General features: G+C 71.7%; 16 protein-coding genes, 1 tRNA gene and 3 pseudogenes. 5 read left to right on the forward strand and 15 right to left on the reverse strand.

The genetic code is table 11. From position 1 onward, the window contains the following. Window positions 1-79 precede the first annotated feature (79 nt). The 8 genes and pseudogenes from FB563_RS00860 to FB563_RS00895 all read right to left on the reverse strand — a co-directional run bounded on the left by FB563_RS00860 (window position 80) and on the right by FB563_RS00895 (window position 8,409). The gene (locus FB563_RS00860) at window positions 80-1,222 is read right to left on the reverse strand and encodes a nucleotide disphospho-sugar-binding domain-containing protein (RefSeq protein WP_055703615.1); all 1,143 of its coding nucleotides are present in this window, start codon (window positions 1,220-1,222) and stop codon (window positions 80-82) included. 3 nt (window positions 1,223-1,225) lie between these two features. Next, window positions 1,226-1,750: an NAD-dependent epimerase/dehydratase family protein gene (locus FB563_RS00865; RefSeq protein ID WP_055703616.1), complete on the reverse strand. Its 525-nt coding sequence runs from the start codon at window positions 1,748-1,750 to the stop codon at window positions 1,226-1,228. Then, complete coding sequence (locus FB563_RS00870) at window positions 1,747-2,814, reverse strand: glucose-1-phosphate thymidylyltransferase (protein ID WP_055703617.1); 1,068 nt, start codon at window positions 2,812-2,814, stop codon at window positions 1,747-1,749. The genes FB563_RS00865 and FB563_RS00870 overlap by 4 nt, the downstream gene beginning before the upstream one ends. Window positions 2,815-2,848: 34 nt before the next feature. After that, window positions 2,849-3,685: an ABC transporter permease gene (locus tag FB563_RS00875; protein ID WP_055703618.1), complete on the reverse strand. Its 837-nt coding sequence runs from the start codon at window positions 3,683-3,685 to the stop codon at window positions 2,849-2,851. Further along, window positions 3,682-4,684 (reverse strand): annotated as a pseudogene (locus FB563_RS00880) (ATP-binding cassette domain-containing protein). The gene FB563_RS00875 and the pseudogene FB563_RS00880 overlap by 4 nt, the downstream one beginning before the upstream one ends. A gap of 22 nt (window positions 4,685-4,706) precedes the next feature. After that, window positions 4,707-5,948 carry a cytochrome P450 family protein gene (locus tag FB563_RS00885; RefSeq protein WP_055710494.1) on the reverse strand — a complete coding sequence of 414 codons (1,242 nt, stop codon included), beginning with the start codon at window positions 5,946-5,948 and terminating at the stop codon, window positions 4,707-4,709. Then, a complete protein-coding gene (locus FB563_RS00890; protein WP_142218395.1) occupies window positions 5,945-7,186 on the reverse strand; it encodes a macrolide family glycosyltransferase in 1,242 nt (413 codons plus the stop codon). The genes FB563_RS00885 and FB563_RS00890 overlap by 4 nt, the downstream gene beginning before the upstream one ends. Continuing rightward, window positions 7,183-8,409 (reverse strand): macrolide family glycosyltransferase, encoded by a 1,227-nt coding sequence (locus FB563_RS00895; protein WP_142218396.1) that lies wholly within the window; start codon window positions 8,407-8,409, stop codon window positions 7,183-7,185. Before FB563_RS00895 ends, FB563_RS00890 begins: the two co-directional genes overlap by 4 nt. Before the next feature lie 302 nt (window positions 8,410-8,711). On the opposite strand from FB563_RS00895, the gene FB563_RS42700 reads away from it, so the two are divergent. The 4 genes from FB563_RS42700 (at window position 8,712) to FB563_RS00910 (ending at window position 11,493) form a co-directional block, all read left to right on the forward strand. Next, window positions 8,712-8,852: a hypothetical protein gene (locus tag FB563_RS42700; protein WP_159045587.1), complete on the forward strand. Its 141-nt coding sequence runs from the start codon at window positions 8,712-8,714 to the stop codon at window positions 8,850-8,852. A gap of 94 nt (window positions 8,853-8,946) precedes the next feature. Then, a complete protein-coding gene (locus FB563_RS00900) occupies window positions 8,947-9,588 on the forward strand; it encodes a flavoprotein (protein WP_234357935.1) in 642 nt (213 codons plus the stop codon). Then, on the forward strand, window positions 9,572-10,750 hold the full coding sequence (locus FB563_RS00905) for a macrolide family glycosyltransferase (RefSeq protein WP_055709002.1): 1,179 nt from the start codon (window positions 9,572-9,574) through the stop codon (window positions 10,748-10,750). Before FB563_RS00900 ends, FB563_RS00905 begins: the two co-directional genes overlap by 17 nt. Continuing rightward, window positions 10,747-11,493, forward strand: coding sequence for an NAD-dependent epimerase/dehydratase family protein (locus FB563_RS00910; RefSeq protein ID WP_055709001.1), 747 nt, complete (start codon window positions 10,747-10,749; stop codon window positions 11,491-11,493). The genes FB563_RS00905 and FB563_RS00910 overlap by 4 nt, the downstream gene beginning before the upstream one ends. On the opposite strand, the gene FB563_RS00915 is transcribed toward FB563_RS00910, so the two are convergent. Together FB563_RS00915 and FB563_RS00920 are read right to left on the reverse strand one after the other, a co-directional pair. Then, window positions 11,462-11,914, reverse strand: a complete 453-nt coding sequence (locus FB563_RS00915) for a hypothetical protein (protein WP_055709000.1) — start codon at window positions 11,912-11,914, stop codon at window positions 11,462-11,464. The two genes, FB563_RS00910 and FB563_RS00915, sit on opposite strands and share 32 nt — an antisense overlap. A gap of 111 nt (window positions 11,915-12,025) precedes the next feature. Next, window positions 12,026-12,181 (reverse strand): annotated as a pseudogene (locus FB563_RS00920) (IS5/IS1182 family transposase); the annotation flags it as partial. Between the two features lie 162 nt (window positions 12,182-12,343). Between FB563_RS00920 and FB563_RS00925 the strand changes: the two are divergent. After that, window positions 12,344-13,336: an integrase core domain-containing protein gene (locus FB563_RS00925; protein WP_055708999.1), complete on the forward strand. Its 993-nt coding sequence runs from the start codon at window positions 12,344-12,346 to the stop codon at window positions 13,334-13,336. Here the strand turns inward: FB563_RS00925 and FB563_RS00930 are convergent. The 5 genes and pseudogenes from FB563_RS00930 to FB563_RS00950 form a co-directional block, all read right to left on the reverse strand. Beyond that, entirely contained in the window at window positions 13,311-13,694 is a 384-nt protein-coding gene (locus FB563_RS00930) for a hypothetical protein (protein WP_055708998.1), read from the reverse strand. The genes FB563_RS00925 and FB563_RS00930 overlap by 26 nt on opposite strands. A 57-nt stretch (window positions 13,695-13,751) precedes the next feature. Beyond that, a tRNA-Leu gene (locus FB563_RS00935) sits at window positions 13,752-13,836 on the reverse strand. 174 nt (window positions 13,837-14,010) lie between these two features. Next, entirely contained in the window at window positions 14,011-15,609 is a 1,599-nt protein-coding gene (locus tag FB563_RS00940; RefSeq protein WP_142218397.1) for an aldehyde dehydrogenase family protein, read from the reverse strand. A gap of 189 nt (window positions 15,610-15,798) precedes the next feature. Further along, complete coding sequence (sucD, locus tag FB563_RS00945; protein ID WP_055710252.1) at window positions 15,799-16,680, reverse strand: succinate--CoA ligase subunit alpha; 882 nt, start codon at window positions 16,678-16,680, stop codon at window positions 15,799-15,801. Window positions 16,681-16,691: 11 nt separating this feature from the next. After that, window positions 16,692-17,309 (reverse strand): annotated as a pseudogene (locus tag FB563_RS00950) (ADP-forming succinate--CoA ligase subunit beta); the annotation flags it as partial. Window positions 17,310-17,442: the final 133 nt, after the last annotated feature.

Below are 17,442 nucleotides of genomic sequence, written 5' to 3' on the forward strand. Positions count from 1 at the left end.
CCGTCGGCAGTCTGCATTCCTGCCTCCGCCGAGAAGACACGGGCGGGCCCGGTCTCCCACTGGTGTGGGGGCCGGGGTCTCAGATCCGCTGGTGATGGCGGGTCAGCTTCTTCAGCACCGGGACGAGTTCGGCGGCCCCCGGAAGCCGCGCCAGCTCGTCGCGCCAGACGGCAGCGCCCTCCCGGCAGTCCTGGAGAACCGACCACAGAGCCGCCCGCAGCGACTCGGGGCTCGACTCCCCCCGCCGGAGGGCGACTCCGGCGCCTTTGCGTACGAGCTGTACGGCCGCCGCCTCCTCGTCCCAGGCCGGCTCCGGCACCATCAACTGGGGCACGCCCGCCGCGGCGGCCGACGCGAAGACCTCGGCACCGCCGTGGTGGACGACCGCCGAGCAGCTCGGGAGAAGCCGCGCCCAGGGGGCGTCCAGCGGGCCGACCAGCTCGATGTCCAGCTCCCGCAGGGCGTCCGCGAACTCCTCCCCCGCCACCCAGACCCGCGGTCGCAGCGGCCGGCCGCGCAGCCGCTCCGGGACGCTGCCGCCACCGCCGTACGGCACCCAGCGCACGTTCTCGTACCGGACGCCCGGCGCGGACAGCCGCATCCCGGGCGGCATGGGGTCGATGGTCCACTGGCCGAGGACCAGTTCCTCGGCGTAGGGCAGTCCGTAGGGTTCGAGGAGCTGCTGCATGGTCTCCTCCAGCGGCTCCGGGAAGCCGCCGCCGGGGGCCTGGTCCCGGTAGCGCGCCGAGCGCCCGCGCAGCCAGGCGATGTTGTCGCGGCCCCACAGCAGCCGGGCGTGGGCGGCGCCGCCGACGCGGGCGGCGACGGCGGCCGGGAGGCAGAAGGGGTCCCACAGCACCAGGTCGGGCCGCCAGCGGACGACGGTGCCGGTCAGCTCCTCCAGCAGGGGGCGCAGGGCCGCGAAGGCGCGGGTGGTCCGGTACCACTGGGCGCCCCAGTCGGGGCAGTCCCCCGGGCCGATGTGCAGTCCGCCCCCGGGGTGGCCGGCCAGGGCGGGGTTGCGGCCGAGGTCGGTCAGCGCGGCGAGGTCCTCGCCCTGGCCCACCGGGACGGCCGCGAGCCCCGCTTCGGTCACCCCGCGTACCAGGTCCGGGTGGGTGGCGACGCGCACCTCGTGGCCCGCGTTCTGGAGCGCCCAGGCGAGCGGGGGCACCGGGAAAGCACGGGCCGCGACGGGAAAGGCGGCGAACAGGACACGCACGGGTCACTTCCTTCTCGCGGGGTGTTCGATGAGCCGGCGGTACCGGTCGACGGTCTCCGCAAGGCCCTGTTCGAAGGGGACTCGGGCCCGGTGGCCGAGGCGCCGCGGCTTGCTGTCGTCGACGCCGTAGCGGCGGTCATGCCCCTTGCGGTCCTCGACCGGGCGCACCGCGTCCCAGCCGGCACCGCAGGCATGAAGGAGCAGCCCGGTCAGCTCGCGGTTGGTCAGCCGGGTGCCGCCGACGACGTTGTGGACTGCGCCGGGCGCGCCGCGGTCCAGGACCAGGGAGTCGGGCCGGACGGGGGCCTCCTTGGAGCGGTCGACGAGTGCGGCGTCGGTGATGTCCCCCTGCACGAACCGCAGCCGTGGATCGCCGAGCACCGGCGCGAGTCCGGTCGGGTCCCCGGCGTAGGTCAGCGCGTCGAGGACGGTGACCTCGACGGCGGGGGGACCGGCGGGTCCGAGAAGGTCGCGGACGAAGTGCGAGCCGATGAACCCGGCCGCTGGGGTGACGAGGTAGCGCGTCATGAGGCGATCCGCACGGTGCTGTGGTCGCCGAGCACCAGCCGGTGCGAGGTGGGCACGCGGGGCGCGGGCGCGACCTGGACGTGGCAGCCGATGAGGGAGGCGTCGATCCGGCGCACTCCGGTGATGGTCGCTTCGCTCAGCACGATGGAGAACTCGATCTCGCTGTCCTCGATCCGGCAGTTCTCGGCGATCGAAGTGGACGGACCCACATAGGAGTTGACGATGGCCGATCCGGCGCCGATCAGCGCCGGGCCCACGATCCGGGAACCCCGCACGACCGCTCCCGCGCACACCCTGACCCGGCCTACGAGTTCGCTGTCGGCGCTGACGCTGCCCTCGACGGCGGGTTCGAGCACCTCCAGGACACTGCGGTTGGCCTCCAGCATGTCGGCGACGGTGCCGGTGTCCTTCCAGTACCCGGTGATGACGGTCGGGCGGATGTCCCGGCCCTGCGCGAGCATCAGCCGCAGCGCGTCGGTGATCTCCAGCTCGCCCCGCTCGGAAGGGGCGATGGCGCGGACGGCCGCGTGGACGGCGGGGGTGAACAGGTAGGCGCCGACGATGGCCAGATCGCTCGCGGGCCGCTCCGGCTTCTCCCGCAGGTCCGTGACGCGTCCGTCGGCGGAGAGCGTGGCGACGCCGTAGGCACTGGGGTCGGGGACCCGGGTCAGCAGGAGCTGGGCGTCCGGGCGGTGTGTGTGGAACTCGTCGAGCAGCGCGCCGATGCCGCCGACGATGAAGTTGTCGCCGAGGTACATCAGGAAGTCGTCGTCACCGAGGAAGTCCCGGGCGATCAGTACGGCGTGGGCGAGGCCGAGCGGCCGGGGCTGCGGAAGGTAGGTCACCCGCAGCCCGAAGTCGGAACCGTCGCCGACGGCCCGCCGGATCTCGGTGGCGGTGTCGCCGACGATCACCCCGACGTCCTTGATCCCGGCGTCTGCGATGGCTTCAAGGCCGTAGAACAGGACGGGCTTGTTGGCGATGGGGACGAGTTGTTTGGCGGAGGTGTGGGTGATCGGGCGCAGTCGCGTGCCCGCGCCGCCCGCCAGCACGAGGGCTTTCACGAGGCTCCTTTCGATGCTCGGTGCGTCCGGGTGCTCAGTGCCTGGGCGCGCGGAACGCGGCGACCGTGAGCGGGCCGAAGACCACGAGCAGCAGCAGGGACCAGCCGAGCGTGGCGGCGATCGGGTGCGCGATCGGCCAGGCGGCGTCGGCGGGTGCGGCGACGGGGTTGCCGAACAGCTCCCGTACGGCCGACACGACCGCGCTCACCGGGTTCCAGTCGGCGAGCAGCCGCAGCCCTGTGGGCAGCCCTTCGGTGGGGACGAAGATGTTGGAGATCATGGTGAGCGGGAACATCAGCATGCCGACCAGGTCGGTCGCCGACCGGGAGGGCATGACCAGGCCGATCCACATCCCCAGCCAGCTGAAGGCGTAGCGGGCGAGGAGCAGCAGGGCGAGCCCCGCCACGACCCCGGTCGGGCGCCAGCCGACCAGCAGCCCACAACCCGCCATCAGCACCAGGGTGATGACCCCGCCGAGGCACTCGGCGAGTGACTGCCCGACGGGCACGCCCGTGCGGCTCATGGGCAGCGAGTGGAAGCGGTCGGTGATCCCCCGCTCCTTGTCCTCGGCCACCACGGCCGCGCTGGCGGCGATGCCGAACACCGCCATCTGCGCGAGCATGCCGGGCACCAGGAAGTCGACGTACGAACCACCGCCGGGCGGCCGCATGTTGCTGCCGAGCACGTAGACGAACAGCAGGGTGAAGAGCAGCGGGATCACCAAGGCCATCACGGCCCGCTCCGGGGCGCTGCGCAGGTGCAGGAGATAGCGCCGGGCGACCGTCGCCGCGTCCCCGGCGCACCAGCGCAGCCGGGACAGCAGGGGTTCGTCGGCGGTGTGCCAAGTGGTGGGCGAGCAGGGCGTGTTCACACAGGCTCCCGGTCCCGGTCCGGCCGGCGCATGAGGTTCAGGAACACCTCGTCCAGCGTGGGCCGCCGCAGGGCGAGGTCCGCTACGGCGATGTCGGCGGCCTCCAGTTCGCGCAGTGCCGTGGCGAGCACGGCCGAGCCGGGCGCCGCGTCCGCGCCGAGGGCCAGGGTGACCCGGCGGGGGTCGTCGCCGGTGCCGGGATCCCGGCCGCCGGCTCGGGCCAGGATCTCGGCGGCCCGGCCGCGCTGTCCGGCGTGGCGGACGGTGAGGTCGATGGACTCGCCGCCGAGCGCGGACTTCAGCTCGAAGGGGGGTGCCCTCGGCGACGACCCGGCCGCCGGTGCCGTCCGGGCCGTTCAGCACGGCGATCCGGTCGGCGAGATGGTCGGCCTCGTCCAGGTACTGCGTGGTCAGGAGCACGGTCGTCCCGGCCCGGACCAGCTCCCGCACGCTCTCCCACAGACCACCCCGGCTCTGTGGATCGAGGCCGGTCGTGGGCTCGTCGAGGAACATCACCGCGGGCGGGACGACCAGCCCGACCGCGAGGTCGAGCCGTCGGCGCATCCCGCCGGAGTAGGTGCGCACCGGCCGCTGGGCCGCGTCCGTCAGCCCGAAACGCTCCAGCAGCTCCTCGGCCCGTCGCCGTGCGGCGGCTCCGCGCATCCGGTACAGCCGGGCGAACATCACCAGGTTGTCCCGCCCGCTGATCACCTCGTCCACCGAGGCGTACTGTCCGGTCAGCGCGACGCTTCCGCGCACCCGGGCGGGGTGCCGGACGACATCGTGCCCGGCCACGCGGGCGGTTCCGCCGTCCGGGAGGGACAGGGTCGCCAGGATCCGGACCAGCGTGGTCTTCCCCGCGCCGTTGGGCCCGAGCAGTCCGCAGACAGTTCCGGGGGCGACGGTGAGGTCGACTCCGCCCAGGGCGGGCGTCGCCCCGAACGCCTTGCGCAGTGCGCGCACCTCGATCGCGGGGGCGTCGAGCGGGGGTGGGGGCACGGGTTCTCCTCGGGACGAAGACTTACGGTCGGGTTCGGGCGGCGGGGCGCAACCGCACCGGCAGCGTCAGCAGCCCGCGCATGTCCCCGACGGGGCGCCACAGCGGGGGCGCGCTCGGATCGGCCGCGGCCAGCTCCGGGCAGCGGTCGAGCAGTACGGCGAGGACGGTCTCCGTCTGGAGCCGGGCGAGCGGCGCACCCAGGCAGAAGTGAATGCCGTGGCCGAAGGAGAGATGGGGGCCGCGGGCCCGGGTGAGGTCCAGCCGGTCGGGCTCGGGGAAGACCTCCGGGTCCCGGTTGGCCGCCGAGAGCGCCACGCTGACGACGCTGGCCGCCGGGATGACGGTACCGGCGACCCGCACGTCCTCCCGTGCCACCCGCAGCGTGGTCCGCGCCAACGACGCCTCGTAGCGCAGGAGTTCGTCCACCGCGGAGGGCAGCAGCTCGGGACGGTCGCGCAACAGCGCGAGCTGGTCGGGATGGCGCAGCAGGGCGTCGACCGCGTTGCCGATCATCCCCGTCGTCGTCTCATGGCCCGCCACGAGCAACAGCACCAGCAGGCCGACGAGTTCCTCGTCGTCGAGGCGTTGTCCCCGATCGTGCGCCACCACGAGGGCCGCGAGCAGGTCGGGCTGCTCCTCCTGGGGCAGATCGGTGCGGACGTGGGGGCGCTTCGCGGTCACGAGGGAGGCGAACCAGCGGTGCAGTCTGCGGGTGCGCTCCGCGGGCCCCGATCCGTTGCCGGAGACGGTGAGCATCCGGGTGGCCCAGGTCAGCAGCGCGCCACGGCTGCGGTGCGGAACCCCGAGCAGCTCGCTGATCACCAGGACCGGCAGCGGGAAGGCCAGCGCCGTCATCAGGTCGACGCCGTCCTCGTCCGGGACCGCGCCGAGGAGTTCCCGGGTGAGCCGTTCGACCCGTGGCCGCAGCTCCTCCACCCGGCGCGGGGTGAACGCACCCGAGATCAGCCGCCGTAGCCGGGTGTGGTCCGGAGGGTCGCTGTTGACCAGGGGCAGGAAGAAGCTGTCGGCGCCAAAGACGCCGTACCCGGCGGAACTCAGCGCCTCTTCGGCGAGCCGGGGGTCCTTGGAGAAGCGGGGGTCGAGCAGCACGGCCCTGGCGTCGGCGTGCCGGGTGATCAGCCAGTAGTCGAGGCCCTGCGGGTTGCGCACGAGCCGGGGGCCGGGGCTCTCGCGCAGCCGGGAGTAGTAGGCGTGCTGATCGGCGAAGAAGGCGGGCGTGTCGATCTCGGTCGGCTGGGTCACCGGGAGTCCAGCAGGGATTCGATGGCATCGGCCGCTGCGGGGGCTCCGCCGGCCCGCTGGATGTGCCCGCGCATGTCCTGCACCCGGCCCCCGAACGAGGAGTCGCACAGCACCCCGAGCGCCGCCTGCCGCAGACTGCCGGCCGTCACCTCGGTCCGGTGCAGCATCACCCCGAGCCCCAGCTCCGCCACCCGGTCCGCGTTCGCCCGCTGCTCACTCATCTGCGGAATCGCCACCATCGGCACCCCGAACGACAGCGACTCCATCACACTGCCCATCCCGGCATGCGTCACGAACAGATCCGCCTCACGCAACACCCGAAGCTGCGGCACATGCGCCCGCACCTCCACATGCCCAGGCACCCCCGCCAACCGCGCGGGATCGACCCGGTCCCCCACCGCCATCACCACATCCCACCGCAACCCGGCAAAGGCATCCACACACTTCTGGAAGAACCCCAGATCATCGTTGTGAATCGTCCCCAACGACACCAACACCAACGGCCGTTCACCACCCGCCCGCCGACTCCACTCCCCGTCGAACCGGCGCTCCGACCAGCAAGGCCCGACGAAGTGGAAGTCCTCCCCGAAGGTCTCGCCCCGGAACTGGAACTCGCGCGGGATGAACACCAGCGCCGGACCCGACTCGCTCCCGGTCATCAACTCCTTGGGCCCGAGGGGCACCCGCACCCGGTCCAGCAGCTTGGCGACACCGTGGAAGACGCGCATGATCTCCGGATGCAGCGGATCGACCTCGGTCCGGTCACTGGCCAGCGACCAGTCAGCGCTCGCCGCGAAGGTGGTCCGGTACGGCAGCGCCGTGATGCCCCGTCGTGCCGCGGCCAGCCGGGCCGCCCACCCGGACGGGTCGTCGTACACCACCAGATCGGGCCGGTCCGTCGCGAACGCGCGGTCCAGCGGCCCGAGTACGGCCACGGTCTCGCGCAGCAGATCGCGCAGCACCTTCGCGAGATCGGCGCTGCCGAACCGGTCCGAACGGTCCCCGGCGCTGTCGTCGGCCGGCAGCCCGTCCATGGTGGACTCGTAAAGCAGCGGCGTCGCCCCGGTCCCGGCCACGGCGGCAGCGAACCGGTCGGTCGTCGCGAAGCTCACCCGGTGCCCGCGCCGCGTCAGCTCCTCGGCGACACCGAGCGCCGGGTTCACATGGCCGTGTCCGGGCAGAGCGAAGAACGCGATGTGCGCCGAGCGGGGACTACCGGCCTGGAGGAGATCACTCACCGTGCCACCTCTGCCCGCACCAGCAGGGATTCGATGACGTCGGCCGCTGCGGGGGCTCCGCCGGCCCGCTGGATGTGCCCGCGCATGTCCTGCACCCGGCCCCCGAACGAGGAGTCGCACAGCACCCCGAGCGCCGCCTGCCGCAGACTGCCGGCCGTCACCTCGGTCCGGTGCAGCATCACCCCGAGCCCCAGCTCCGCCACCCGGTCCGCGTTCGCCCGCTGCTCACTCATCTGCGGAATCGCCACCATCGGCACCCCGAACGACAGCGACTCCATCACACTGCCCATCCCGGCATGCGTCACGAACAGATCCGCCTCACGCAACACCCGAAGCTGCGGCACATGCGCCCGCACCTCCACATGCCCAGGCACCCCCGCCAACCGCGCGGGATCGACCCGGTCCCCCACCGCCATCACCACATCCCACCGCAACCCGGCAAAGGCATCCACACACTTCTGGAAGAACCCCAGATCATCGTTGTGAATCGTCCCCAACGACACCAACACCAACGGCCGTTCACCACCCGCCCGCCGACTCCACTCCCCGTCGAACCGGCGCTCCGACCAGCAAGGCCCGACGAAGTGGAAGTCCTCCCCGAAGGTCTCGCCCCGGAACTGGAACTCGCGCGGGATGAACACCAGCGCCGGACCCGACTCGCTGCTGCCGAAGAACTCCTGGGCGCTCAGGCCCACTCCGAGGTCCGCCAGCATGGTGGCGATCTCCCCGTAGACGGCGTTCAGTCCGGCGTGCTCCGGCTCGAAGGTCGCGTACTCCCCGTCCGTACCGAGCGACCAGTGCTCGTTCGCGGCCAGCGTGGGAATGCTCCGCACGGCCGGTATCCCCCAACTGTGCGCGAGGAGGCGGCCCGTCCACCCGGACAGTCCATCGTGGACCAGCACGTCCGGACGGTCACCGGCGAACGCCTCGGCGAGCCTCGGGTACACCGCCTCGGTCTCCCGCACCAGGCCCCGCAGCACCTGTACGAAGTCGCCCGTGGTGAACCGGTCGACGCTCTCCAGGTCGTTCATCGCGTTCCGGGTCTGCCGCATGGTCGACTCGTACGGCACCAGCGTGGCGCCAGCCTCCTCGACCTCCGTGCCCTGGCGTGCGGTGACCGCGTAGCTGACGCGATGGCCGCGCGCCACAAGTTCCGCGACGATCCCCGCCGTCGGATTGACGTGACCGGTTCCAGGAATGTTGAAGAAGGCGATATGGGACATCGAACCACCTGTGTTTCCGGGCGGGCAGAACTGTCATCGGACCGGCAACGTAGCAAAGGATTCTGCCCGTTCGGTATGCGCGGGCTCCGTCCATTGCCGTAATAGCGGGAAGGTGAGCCCGCGTCTCACACCCGTGTGGGAGACGGAGGGCCGGCTTCCTACTCGTGCGGGGAGCGAGAAACCAGCGGGACGGCGGAAGAATTCGGGATGCTCCCCGGACAGCATGGCGACCGCCGCCCGGATCGGGCGGCCCGCGGATGGATTCCCCATCCGTCGGAATGTCCCTTGTCGAAGGAGGCACCATGCCCGTCGCCGACCTGCTGGCCGATGACCTGCTGGAGCTGGACGCCCTGACCGAGGACGAGCTCCTCACCGTCGAGGCGGACGAGAACGAGGCGCAGGCCATCCTGTGCTCCTGCTGCTGCTCCTGGTGCGGTTGCTGAGTATCGGCCTGATACACGTCCCCCGGGAGGCCCGGCCTCCGGGGGGACGACTGGACGCTGTCGCCCAGGAGACCGGAGTACGCGATGACAGGTGATGTGCGCGATGACAAGTGAAGAGAACTGGGGAATGCCGCCTATCCCGATTCCTCCCCTCGGAGTGAAACGCCTTCTCCTGGTCGGCACCGGCTCATCGAACGCCGCTTTCCTTCCGCTGTGGGTCAACTGGTTCCAGGTCAGTTATCCGAAAGTGGAATTGCGCATCGTCCTGACGCGTTCCGCGCAACGTTTCGTGACCCGGGAGGGTCTTTCGGTTCTCACCAACCGACTGGTTTTCGAGGATTCCTGGTCCGAGGAGCCGCAGACCCGGAAACTCCATGTGGAGCTGGCGAGCTGGCCGGACGGAATCGCCGTATATCCGGCGGGCCTGCACTTCATCGCCCGCCTCGCCCAGGGCCTCGCCGACACTCCGGTGACCATGGCACTGCAATGCACCAAGGCGCCGATCGCGCTGGCCGCCGCGCTGCCACCGGGCGGCTGGGAGAGCGCGGCGATGACGGACCACCGGGCGCGGCTGGAGCAGCGCGCCAATGTCGTGCTGCGCCCGCCGGTGACGGGGTTGAGCATGACGACCGGACGCCATGACGGCAACCAGCCGGACACCCTCCCGAACCTCCTCAGGAGCCTGGAGGACCTCCGCACCCGGCACGAGACGGTGAACGGTGCCGGCCCCCGCTGAGCCGGGAGCGGCGGCCCGGCACGTGGCGGTCTGCACGGCCGCCGCGTACAGCCACATCGGCCCGCTGCTGGGCACGGTGGCCGAGCTGGTACGGCGCGGCGTCCACGTCAGTTACGCCACGACCGAGCAGTTCGCGCCGCTGGTGAAGTCCGTCGGTGCCACGCCCGTGCCGGTGCGCTCCTCGCTCCCCGCGGACCCGGCCGACTGGCCCACCGACATCCGCTGGCTGCCGCTCCTCTACCTCGACGACGCCCGCGCCGCGCTGCCCCAACTGACGGCGGCCTTCGCGCGGAACCGCCCCGACCTCGTCCTCACCGAGGACCCTGCGGGCGCGGGCAGCGTCCTCGCCGCCCGGTGGGGCATCCCGTCGATGCAGGTCTGGACGTACCTGGCGGCACCCCACCACTGGTCCCTGGCCCCGCCCGGGACGCCCACGGCGAACCCCGTGGCGCCCGAATTCCTCTCCCGACTGGCGGAGTTCCTCGCGGTGGAGGGCGTACGGACCACAGCGCGGGACCACTTGACCACGGCGCTGTCAGGCGGACTGGTCCTCATCCCCCGCTCCTTCCAGCCGGACGGCGACACCTTCAGCGAGGAGTACGCCTTCGTGGGCCCGACCCCGGCCCCCGAACCGGCGGACTGGACCCCGCCCGACGCGGACACCCCCGTCGCCCTGGTCTCCCTGGGGTCGATCGACCATGCCCACCCGGAGTTCTTCGCGACGGTCGCCGAGGCGTTCACCGATCTCCCCTGGCACGTCGTGATGGCGACCGGCGATCGCTGCGACCTGCCCCCGTTTCCGGCGAACGTCGAGGCGCGTTCCTGGGTGCCGAACAGGGCCGTACTGCGCCATGCCGCCCTGACCGTCCACCACGGCGGGATGGCCACCACGATGGAGGCCCTCCAACACGGGGTGCCGTCCCTGGTGGTGCCCCGGCTGCCCGAACAGGCCGGCACCGCACGGCGCGTGCGCGAGCTGGGCCTGGGCACGGCGATCCCGTTCCGCTCGGTCACCCCGGCGGCCCTGCGCACCACGGCACTGCGCCTGCACGCGCACGACGGCGTCCGCCGGCGGGTGGCCGCGATGCGCGAGGAGATCCGCCGTGCGGGCGGCGCCCGCACCGCGGCCGACGCCGTCCTGCGACGCCTCGCTCCTGTATGAGCGCCGAAGTGATCGGTGACGGATTCATCGCCCGCCACCTCCGCCGCCACCCGCTCCCGCACCACCGGGTGACCGTGCTGGCCGCGGGAGTCTCCAGAACCTCGGAGTCCGCGCCGGAGCAATTCGCCCGCGAGGCACGGCTGGTGACCGCCACGGCCCGCCGCTGCCGGGAGCAGCGCCGGCTGCTGGTCCTGCTGTCCACAGCGGCCACCGGCCTGTACGGCAGGCAGGGCGAGGGTCACGAGAGCGCGCGGATCACCCCGCTGACGCCATACGGCCATCACAAGCTGGCGATGGAACGGCTGGTCACCGCCTCCGGCGCCGCCGCGCTGATCCTGCGCCTGAGTCATCTGGTCGGCCCGGACCAGAACCCGGCCCAGCTGATCCCGTCGCTGGTCCGTCAGATCCGCTCGGGCACGGTCACCGTCCACCACGGGGCGCGCCGGGACCTACTGGACGTACGGCACTTCGGCACGGTGCTGAACCGGCTGCTGGACCTCGGGGTGCACGGCCGTACCGTCAATGTGGCCTCGGGGATCTCCTACTCGGCCGAGGAGATCGTCACCGCGGTCGAGGCGGCCCTGGGCAGGCGGGCGCACCGGGTCCCGCACGAGGTGCCGCCCGAGTCCCTGCGGATCTCTACCAGCCGGATGCGGGCCTACGTCCCCGAGGCCGCGCACTTCGGCTTCGGCCCCGCCTACCTGGACGGCCTCATCGCGCGCTACGCGCCAGCCACGGTGTGAGGTTGGCGTCCACGATCAGTTCCTTGTAGGTCTCGTCCCCCGGGAGCGGCACGATGAGCCACTGGCCGGGCGGGAACAGCCGGCCCTTGGTTTGGGCGAGCCCGCCGTAGACGGATCGCAGGAACCCGGGCACGGAGTCCCGCGGCACATCGTGGAACTCCACCCCGTCGACGATGATCCGCGCGTCGTCCTCGGGAAAGAGCCGGACGCTGACGGAGGGCGACCCGGCCAGCTCCACGAACGCCTCGTGCGGCAGCGAGCCGTCGGGGTCGAACACGGTGAACAGCTCTGCCGAGGTGCGGCGCGAGGTCTGGTCGGCACCGATGTCGTCGGTGACGGTCATGCTCACCCCGAACTCCACCGCGAGGTCACGAATCGCCACGACAGCGGACTCAGTGGTCGGCAAATGCGCTCTCTCCATGCGCCGATCATGCCCGACGAACCCCACAGAGGTCTAGACAACGCTCCTCGCCTCTCCTGACGGGCCAGGCTTTCCGCCCTTCCGCGTCGAGAGAGTGAGCCGTTTGCATCCTCACTCTGAACTGGTCAGATGCAGGGTGAGGACAGCCTGAACGAGACTCGTGATGCGGGTGGTCGAGCAGCCGAGTTTACGTAGGAGCCGCCAGGACTTGAGGGTGGCGACGGCCTGCTCGACGAGGGCCCGGATCTTCGCGTGGGACCGGTTGACCGTGTGGGGCTCGTAAAGTCATCGCCGCAGGTTGGGATGGTACAGCGGTTCCGGCTGGGACCATGTCCCCCGTGATCCTCTCGATGCTGTACAAGGTAGCCCGCAAGCTGTTGTCCGTCCCCGCGGTGCTGCTGCGCCGCGACAACCTCGAAGGACGGCGAGTTGCTTGTCCTCCGCCACGAGGCTGCGGTGCTACGGCGTCAGATCGCCGGCCCGGTCCGCTACGAGCCCGCCGACCGGTTCTGGCTGGCCGCACTCTCCAGCCTGATACCCCGGCGCCGCCGGCGCGAGGTCTTCGCGGTCACTCCCGATACCCTGCTGGCCTGGCACCGCAGGTTCATCGCCGCGAAGTGTGACTACAGCGCCGACGCGGCCGCACCGGACGCCCGCACCAGGGCAGCGCCCAAAAAGCTGATCCTGCAGCTCACTCGAGAGAACGCGAGGTGGGGACACCGGCGGATCCAGGGCGAACTGGCCCGACTCGGGCACCCCATCGCAGCCTCCACGGTATGGGAGATCCTCCACGCAGCGGGCATCGATCCAGCCCCGCGCCGTACCGGGCCAACCTGGCGGGAGTTCCTCACCAACCAGGCCCAGAGCATCATCGCCGTCGACTTCTTCCACCTCGACACTGCCCTCGGACGCAGGCGCTACGCACTGGCGTTCCTCGAACGCGGCGCCCGACGCCTGCACATCGCCGGCGTCACCGCAAACCCGACCCGTGAGTGGACGGTGCAGCGAGCGCGGAACCTTGCCGCCGACCTCGGCACGCGCATGGAGTCCTTGCACTTCCTGCTGCGTGACCGCGACGGCAAGTACGGCCAGCCCTTCGACGCCGTCTTCGAGGCCGAGGAGATGGAGATCCTCAAGAGTGCGCCGCGAGCACCTCGGATGAACGCCCACTGCGAGCGGGTGATCGGCAGCATCCGGCGCGAAGCCCTCGATCACGTCCTTATCCTGAACGAGGCCCACGCCCGGCACGTCTTGACCGCCTACGAGCGGCACTACAACGACCACCGCCCCCACCGGGCCCGCAACCAACGACCTCCAAACGCCGACCAGCAGCCCATCACCGTGCACGAGCGCGAAGGCCGCAGGCTCCTCCGCACCCGCATCCTCAGCGGTGTCATCAATGAGTACCGATACGCGGCCTGACCTGCAGCGACGACTTTCCGAGCCCCACACCCAGACCCCCGAGCAGGCCCAAGCACGCCAGGCGATCAAGGACTGCGAGCGGCGCCTCGCCCGCTACCAGGCAGCCCTCGACGCCGGAGCCGACCCCGCCGTCGTCACCCAGTGGATCAACGAGGCCCAGCGAGGCAAGGACGCGGCGCAGAAGAAGCTCGACGCGCACCCCGCCGTCACCCGAAAGAACCAGATCCCGCTCGACGCGCGACAGATCCGGCAGATCACTGAGAGTCTTGGGGATATCGCACAGCGCATCCAGACTGCCGCCGCCGAGAAGAAAGGCCCGCTCTGCGACGCCCTGGTCATCACCATCAGCTACGAACACGCAACGAGGACCGCGACCGTAAGGTCGAGGCCCTCGTCACCGTATCGTCAATCGTTGTGTCCGAGGGGGGACTTGAACCCCCACGCCCGATAAAGGGCACTAGCACCTCAAGCTAGCGCGTCTGCCATTCCGCCACCCGGACTAGGTGTCGGCCGCCTTGCCGGGGTGTTCCCCGCGGCGACAGGGACAACAATACCAAGGTTTCGGAGTGCGTTTCACCTGCGTATCCGTCCCGTGGGGGCGGCCCGGGACCGGCCGGGCCGCCTCGGCGGGGGGAGTGTACGGAATGGATGGGGTTGCGTACGGGGCGTGAGGGTTACGGCATGAGCTGGTGGTCCGGGAAGTTCCCCGGCAGCCGCTCCTCCGCCGGGCCCCGGGTCACGGCGCGGACCAGGAGGTCGCCGCCCACGAAGGCACCGCGCCAGGAGGCGCCGAAGCCGCCGAACAGTTCGTCGCGGTCGCCCCGGGAGCGGGGGACGCCGTGGCCGGTCTTGAAGGCGCGGATCTGCGGGGCGAGCCGGTCGTAGGTGGCCCGGTCGTCCGTGGCGAGGGTGGCGACCAGCGCGCCGTTGGACGCGTTCATGGCGGCCAGCAGCTCGGCCTCGGTGTCGACCAGGACGATCGTGTCGACGGGTCCGAAGGGTTCCGCGTGGTGCAGCGGGGAGGACGGCGGCGGGTTGAGGAGGGTGACCGGGTGGACGTAGGCGGAGGTGTCCTGACCCGGAAGGAACCGCGTGTCGTCCGGGCGGCCTCGGTACGGCGGTACGGCACCCCGGTCGACCGCCTCGGCGACCTGGTCGGTGAGTTCCTTGGACTTGGCCGCGTTGATCAGCGGGCCGAAGTCCAGTTCGGGGAGCGGGTCGGCCGGGTCCGCCACCGCGAGGGGGTGGCCGACGCGGACGGAGCGGACCGCCGGGAGGTAGGCCGCCAGGAACGCGTCCAACAGGGAGCGCTGCACCACGAAACGCGGGTAAGCGGTGCAGCGCTGTTTTCCGTACTCGAAGAGCTTGGGGATCACGGCCGTGAGCCGCTCCCAGCCCGAGAAGTCCCAGATGCCCCAGGTGTTCAGGACCTCCTGTTCCAGGATGTGCGGTTTGCCGAGGCCGGCGACCGCCGTCGCGACGTCGGCTCCGGTGTCGCGGCCCCCGACGAACGACACGCAGCCGATCTCCGGCGCCCGCACCAGCGCCTGGTTCAGCTCACGACCGCTGCCGCCGACCAGCGTGACCGGCACTCCCTCGCGAGCGGCCAGCGCCATGGCCAGGGTGAGGCAGGCCACACCGCCGTCGGTCGGTGTCTTGGCGATCACGGCGTTGCCGGCCAGGGCCTGCACGAGGGCGGCGTGCACGAGCACGCTCATCGGATAGTTCCAGCTGGCGATGTTGGACACCGGTCCGTCCAGCGGTGCCCGGCCGGCGAGCATGGGCTCGATGCCGTCGGCGTACCAGCGCACGCCGTCGATCGCCCGGTCGACGTCCGCGAGAGCCAGCCTCCAGGGCTTGCCGATCTCCCAGACGAGCAGCAGGGCGAGCAGATCGCGGTGTGCGGTGAGCGCGTCCAGGGTTGCGGCGATCCGCGCACGCCGTTCGGGCAGCGGGATGTGCCGCCAGGCTCGGTGCTGGTCGAGGGCCGCTCGTACGGCCTGCTGGGCGGTGGCGCCGTCGAGCCGCGGGGCGCCGGCGATCGGGGTGCCGTCGACCGGGGTGGTCGCCGGGAGCGTACGTCCGTCGGGACGCCAGGCGGTGCCCCACAGATTGAGGACGCGGTCGTCCCGGAACGCCTCCGGCGCGGCTGCCCGGCAGCGCCGCCAGGCGTCGGCGTAGGCCGTGCCGGGTTTCAGAAGCACCGGGACCGGGGCGGCCGGGCGCTCGGCGGGGTCCGGGGGCGGCGGGTTCGGGGTGAGGGTGGATGTCATACGTCGGCTCCGCTCTCGCTGCACGGTCGGGGCGGGGTGGGGTGGGGTGCGGTGGTGCGGGGTGGGGTGCAATGGGATGGGGTCGGGGTGCAGGGGTATAGCGGGGTGGGGTGGAGTGGAGGGCTCGGGCAGCGGGTGGAATGTGAGGGATCGAACGCGCCCGGCTCCGCCGCACACGCTCGCCCCCCGTCACCCGGCCCGCAGGGTGTTCAGAACGAGCCGGGCCGTCTCCGACGGGGTGCGGCCGACGCGGACTCCGGACGCCTCCAGGGCCTGCTGCTTGGCGCGGGCGGTGCCGGTGGAACCGGAGACGATCGCGCCGGCGTGGCCCATGGTCCGGCCCTCGGGTGCGGTGAATCCGGCGATGTAGCCGACGACCGGTTTGGTGACGTGGTCGCGGATGTAGGCGGCGGCGCGTTCCTCGGCGTCGCCTCCGATCTCCCCGATGAGTACGACGAGTTCGGTGTCGGGGTCGTCCTGGAAGGCGCCCAGGCAGTCGATGTGGCTGGTGCCGACCACGGGGTCGCCGCCGATGCCGACGCAGGTGGAGAAGCCGATGTCGCGGAGCTCGTACATGAGCTGGTACGTGAGCGTGCCCGACTCGGAGACCAGGCCGACGGGGCCGGGCTTGGTGATGTCGGCGGGGGTGATGCCGGCGTTGGACTGGCCGGGGGTGATCAGGCCGGGGCAGTTGGGGCCGACGATCCGGGTGCCGTTCCGGCGCGCGTACGAGGTGAAGGCGACCGTGTCGTGGACCGGGATGCCCTCGGTGATGACCACGGCGAGGGGGATGCGGGCGTCGGCGGCCTCGATGACGGCGGCCTTGGCGAACGCGGGCGGCACGAAGACGACGGTGACATCGGCGCCGGTGGACTGTATGCCGTCGGCGACCGAGCCGAAGACGGGGACGGTCTGCCCGTCGAAGTCGACGCTCTGCCCGGCCTTGCGCGGGTTGACCCCGCCGACGACGTTCGTGCCGCCCGCGAGCATGCGCCGGGTGTGCCGCATGCCCTGGCCCCCGGTCATGCCCTGGACGAGGACCTTGCTCTCCTTGGTGAGGTGGATGGCCATGTCCCGGCTCCTCAGGCGGTGTGGGCGAGTTCGGCGGCCCGGCGGGCGGCGCCGTCCATGGTGGTGGCCTGTTCGACGAGCGGATGGGCGCGCTCGCCGAGGATCGCGCGTCCGTGTGCGGCGTTGTTGCCGTCGAGGCGGGCGACGAGCGGCTTGGTCAGCCGGACGGTGTAGACAGCGGCCACGATTCCCTCGGCGACCGCGTCGCAGGCGGTGATCCCGCCGAAGACGTTGAGGAGGACGGATTTCACGGCCGGGTCGGAGAGGATCACCGACAGGCCGTCGGCCATCACCTGCGCGGAGGCGCCGCCGCCGATGTCGAGGAAGTCGGCGGGGCGGGCGCCGCAGCCGGCGACGACGTCCAGGGTCGACATGACCAGGCCCGCGCCGTTGCCGATGACCCCCACCTCGCCGTCGAGCCTGACGTAGGTGAGGCCGCGTTCGGCGGCGGCCGCCTCCAGGGGGTCCTGGCACTCCTCGTCCCGCACACCCCAACGCGCCTGCCAGTAGCGGGCGTTGTCGTCCAGGGTGACCTTGCCGTCCACAGCGAGGATCCGCCCCTGGGGGGTGCGCACCAGCGGGTTGACCTCGACCAGCAGGGCGTCCTCGCGGACCAGCACCTGCCACAGAGACCGGCGGCGAGCACGCGGCCGACCGCCTGAGACCGGCGGCGAGCACGCAGCCGACCACCTGAGACCGGCGGCGAGCACGCAGCCGACCACCTGAGACCGGCGGCGGGCATGCGGCCGACGTCCTGGGCAT

This window comes from Streptomyces puniciscabiei (genome assembly GCF_006715785.1).
GTDB classification, from domain to species: domain Bacteria; phylum Actinomycetota; class Actinomycetes; order Streptomycetales; family Streptomycetaceae; genus Streptomyces; species Streptomyces puniciscabiei.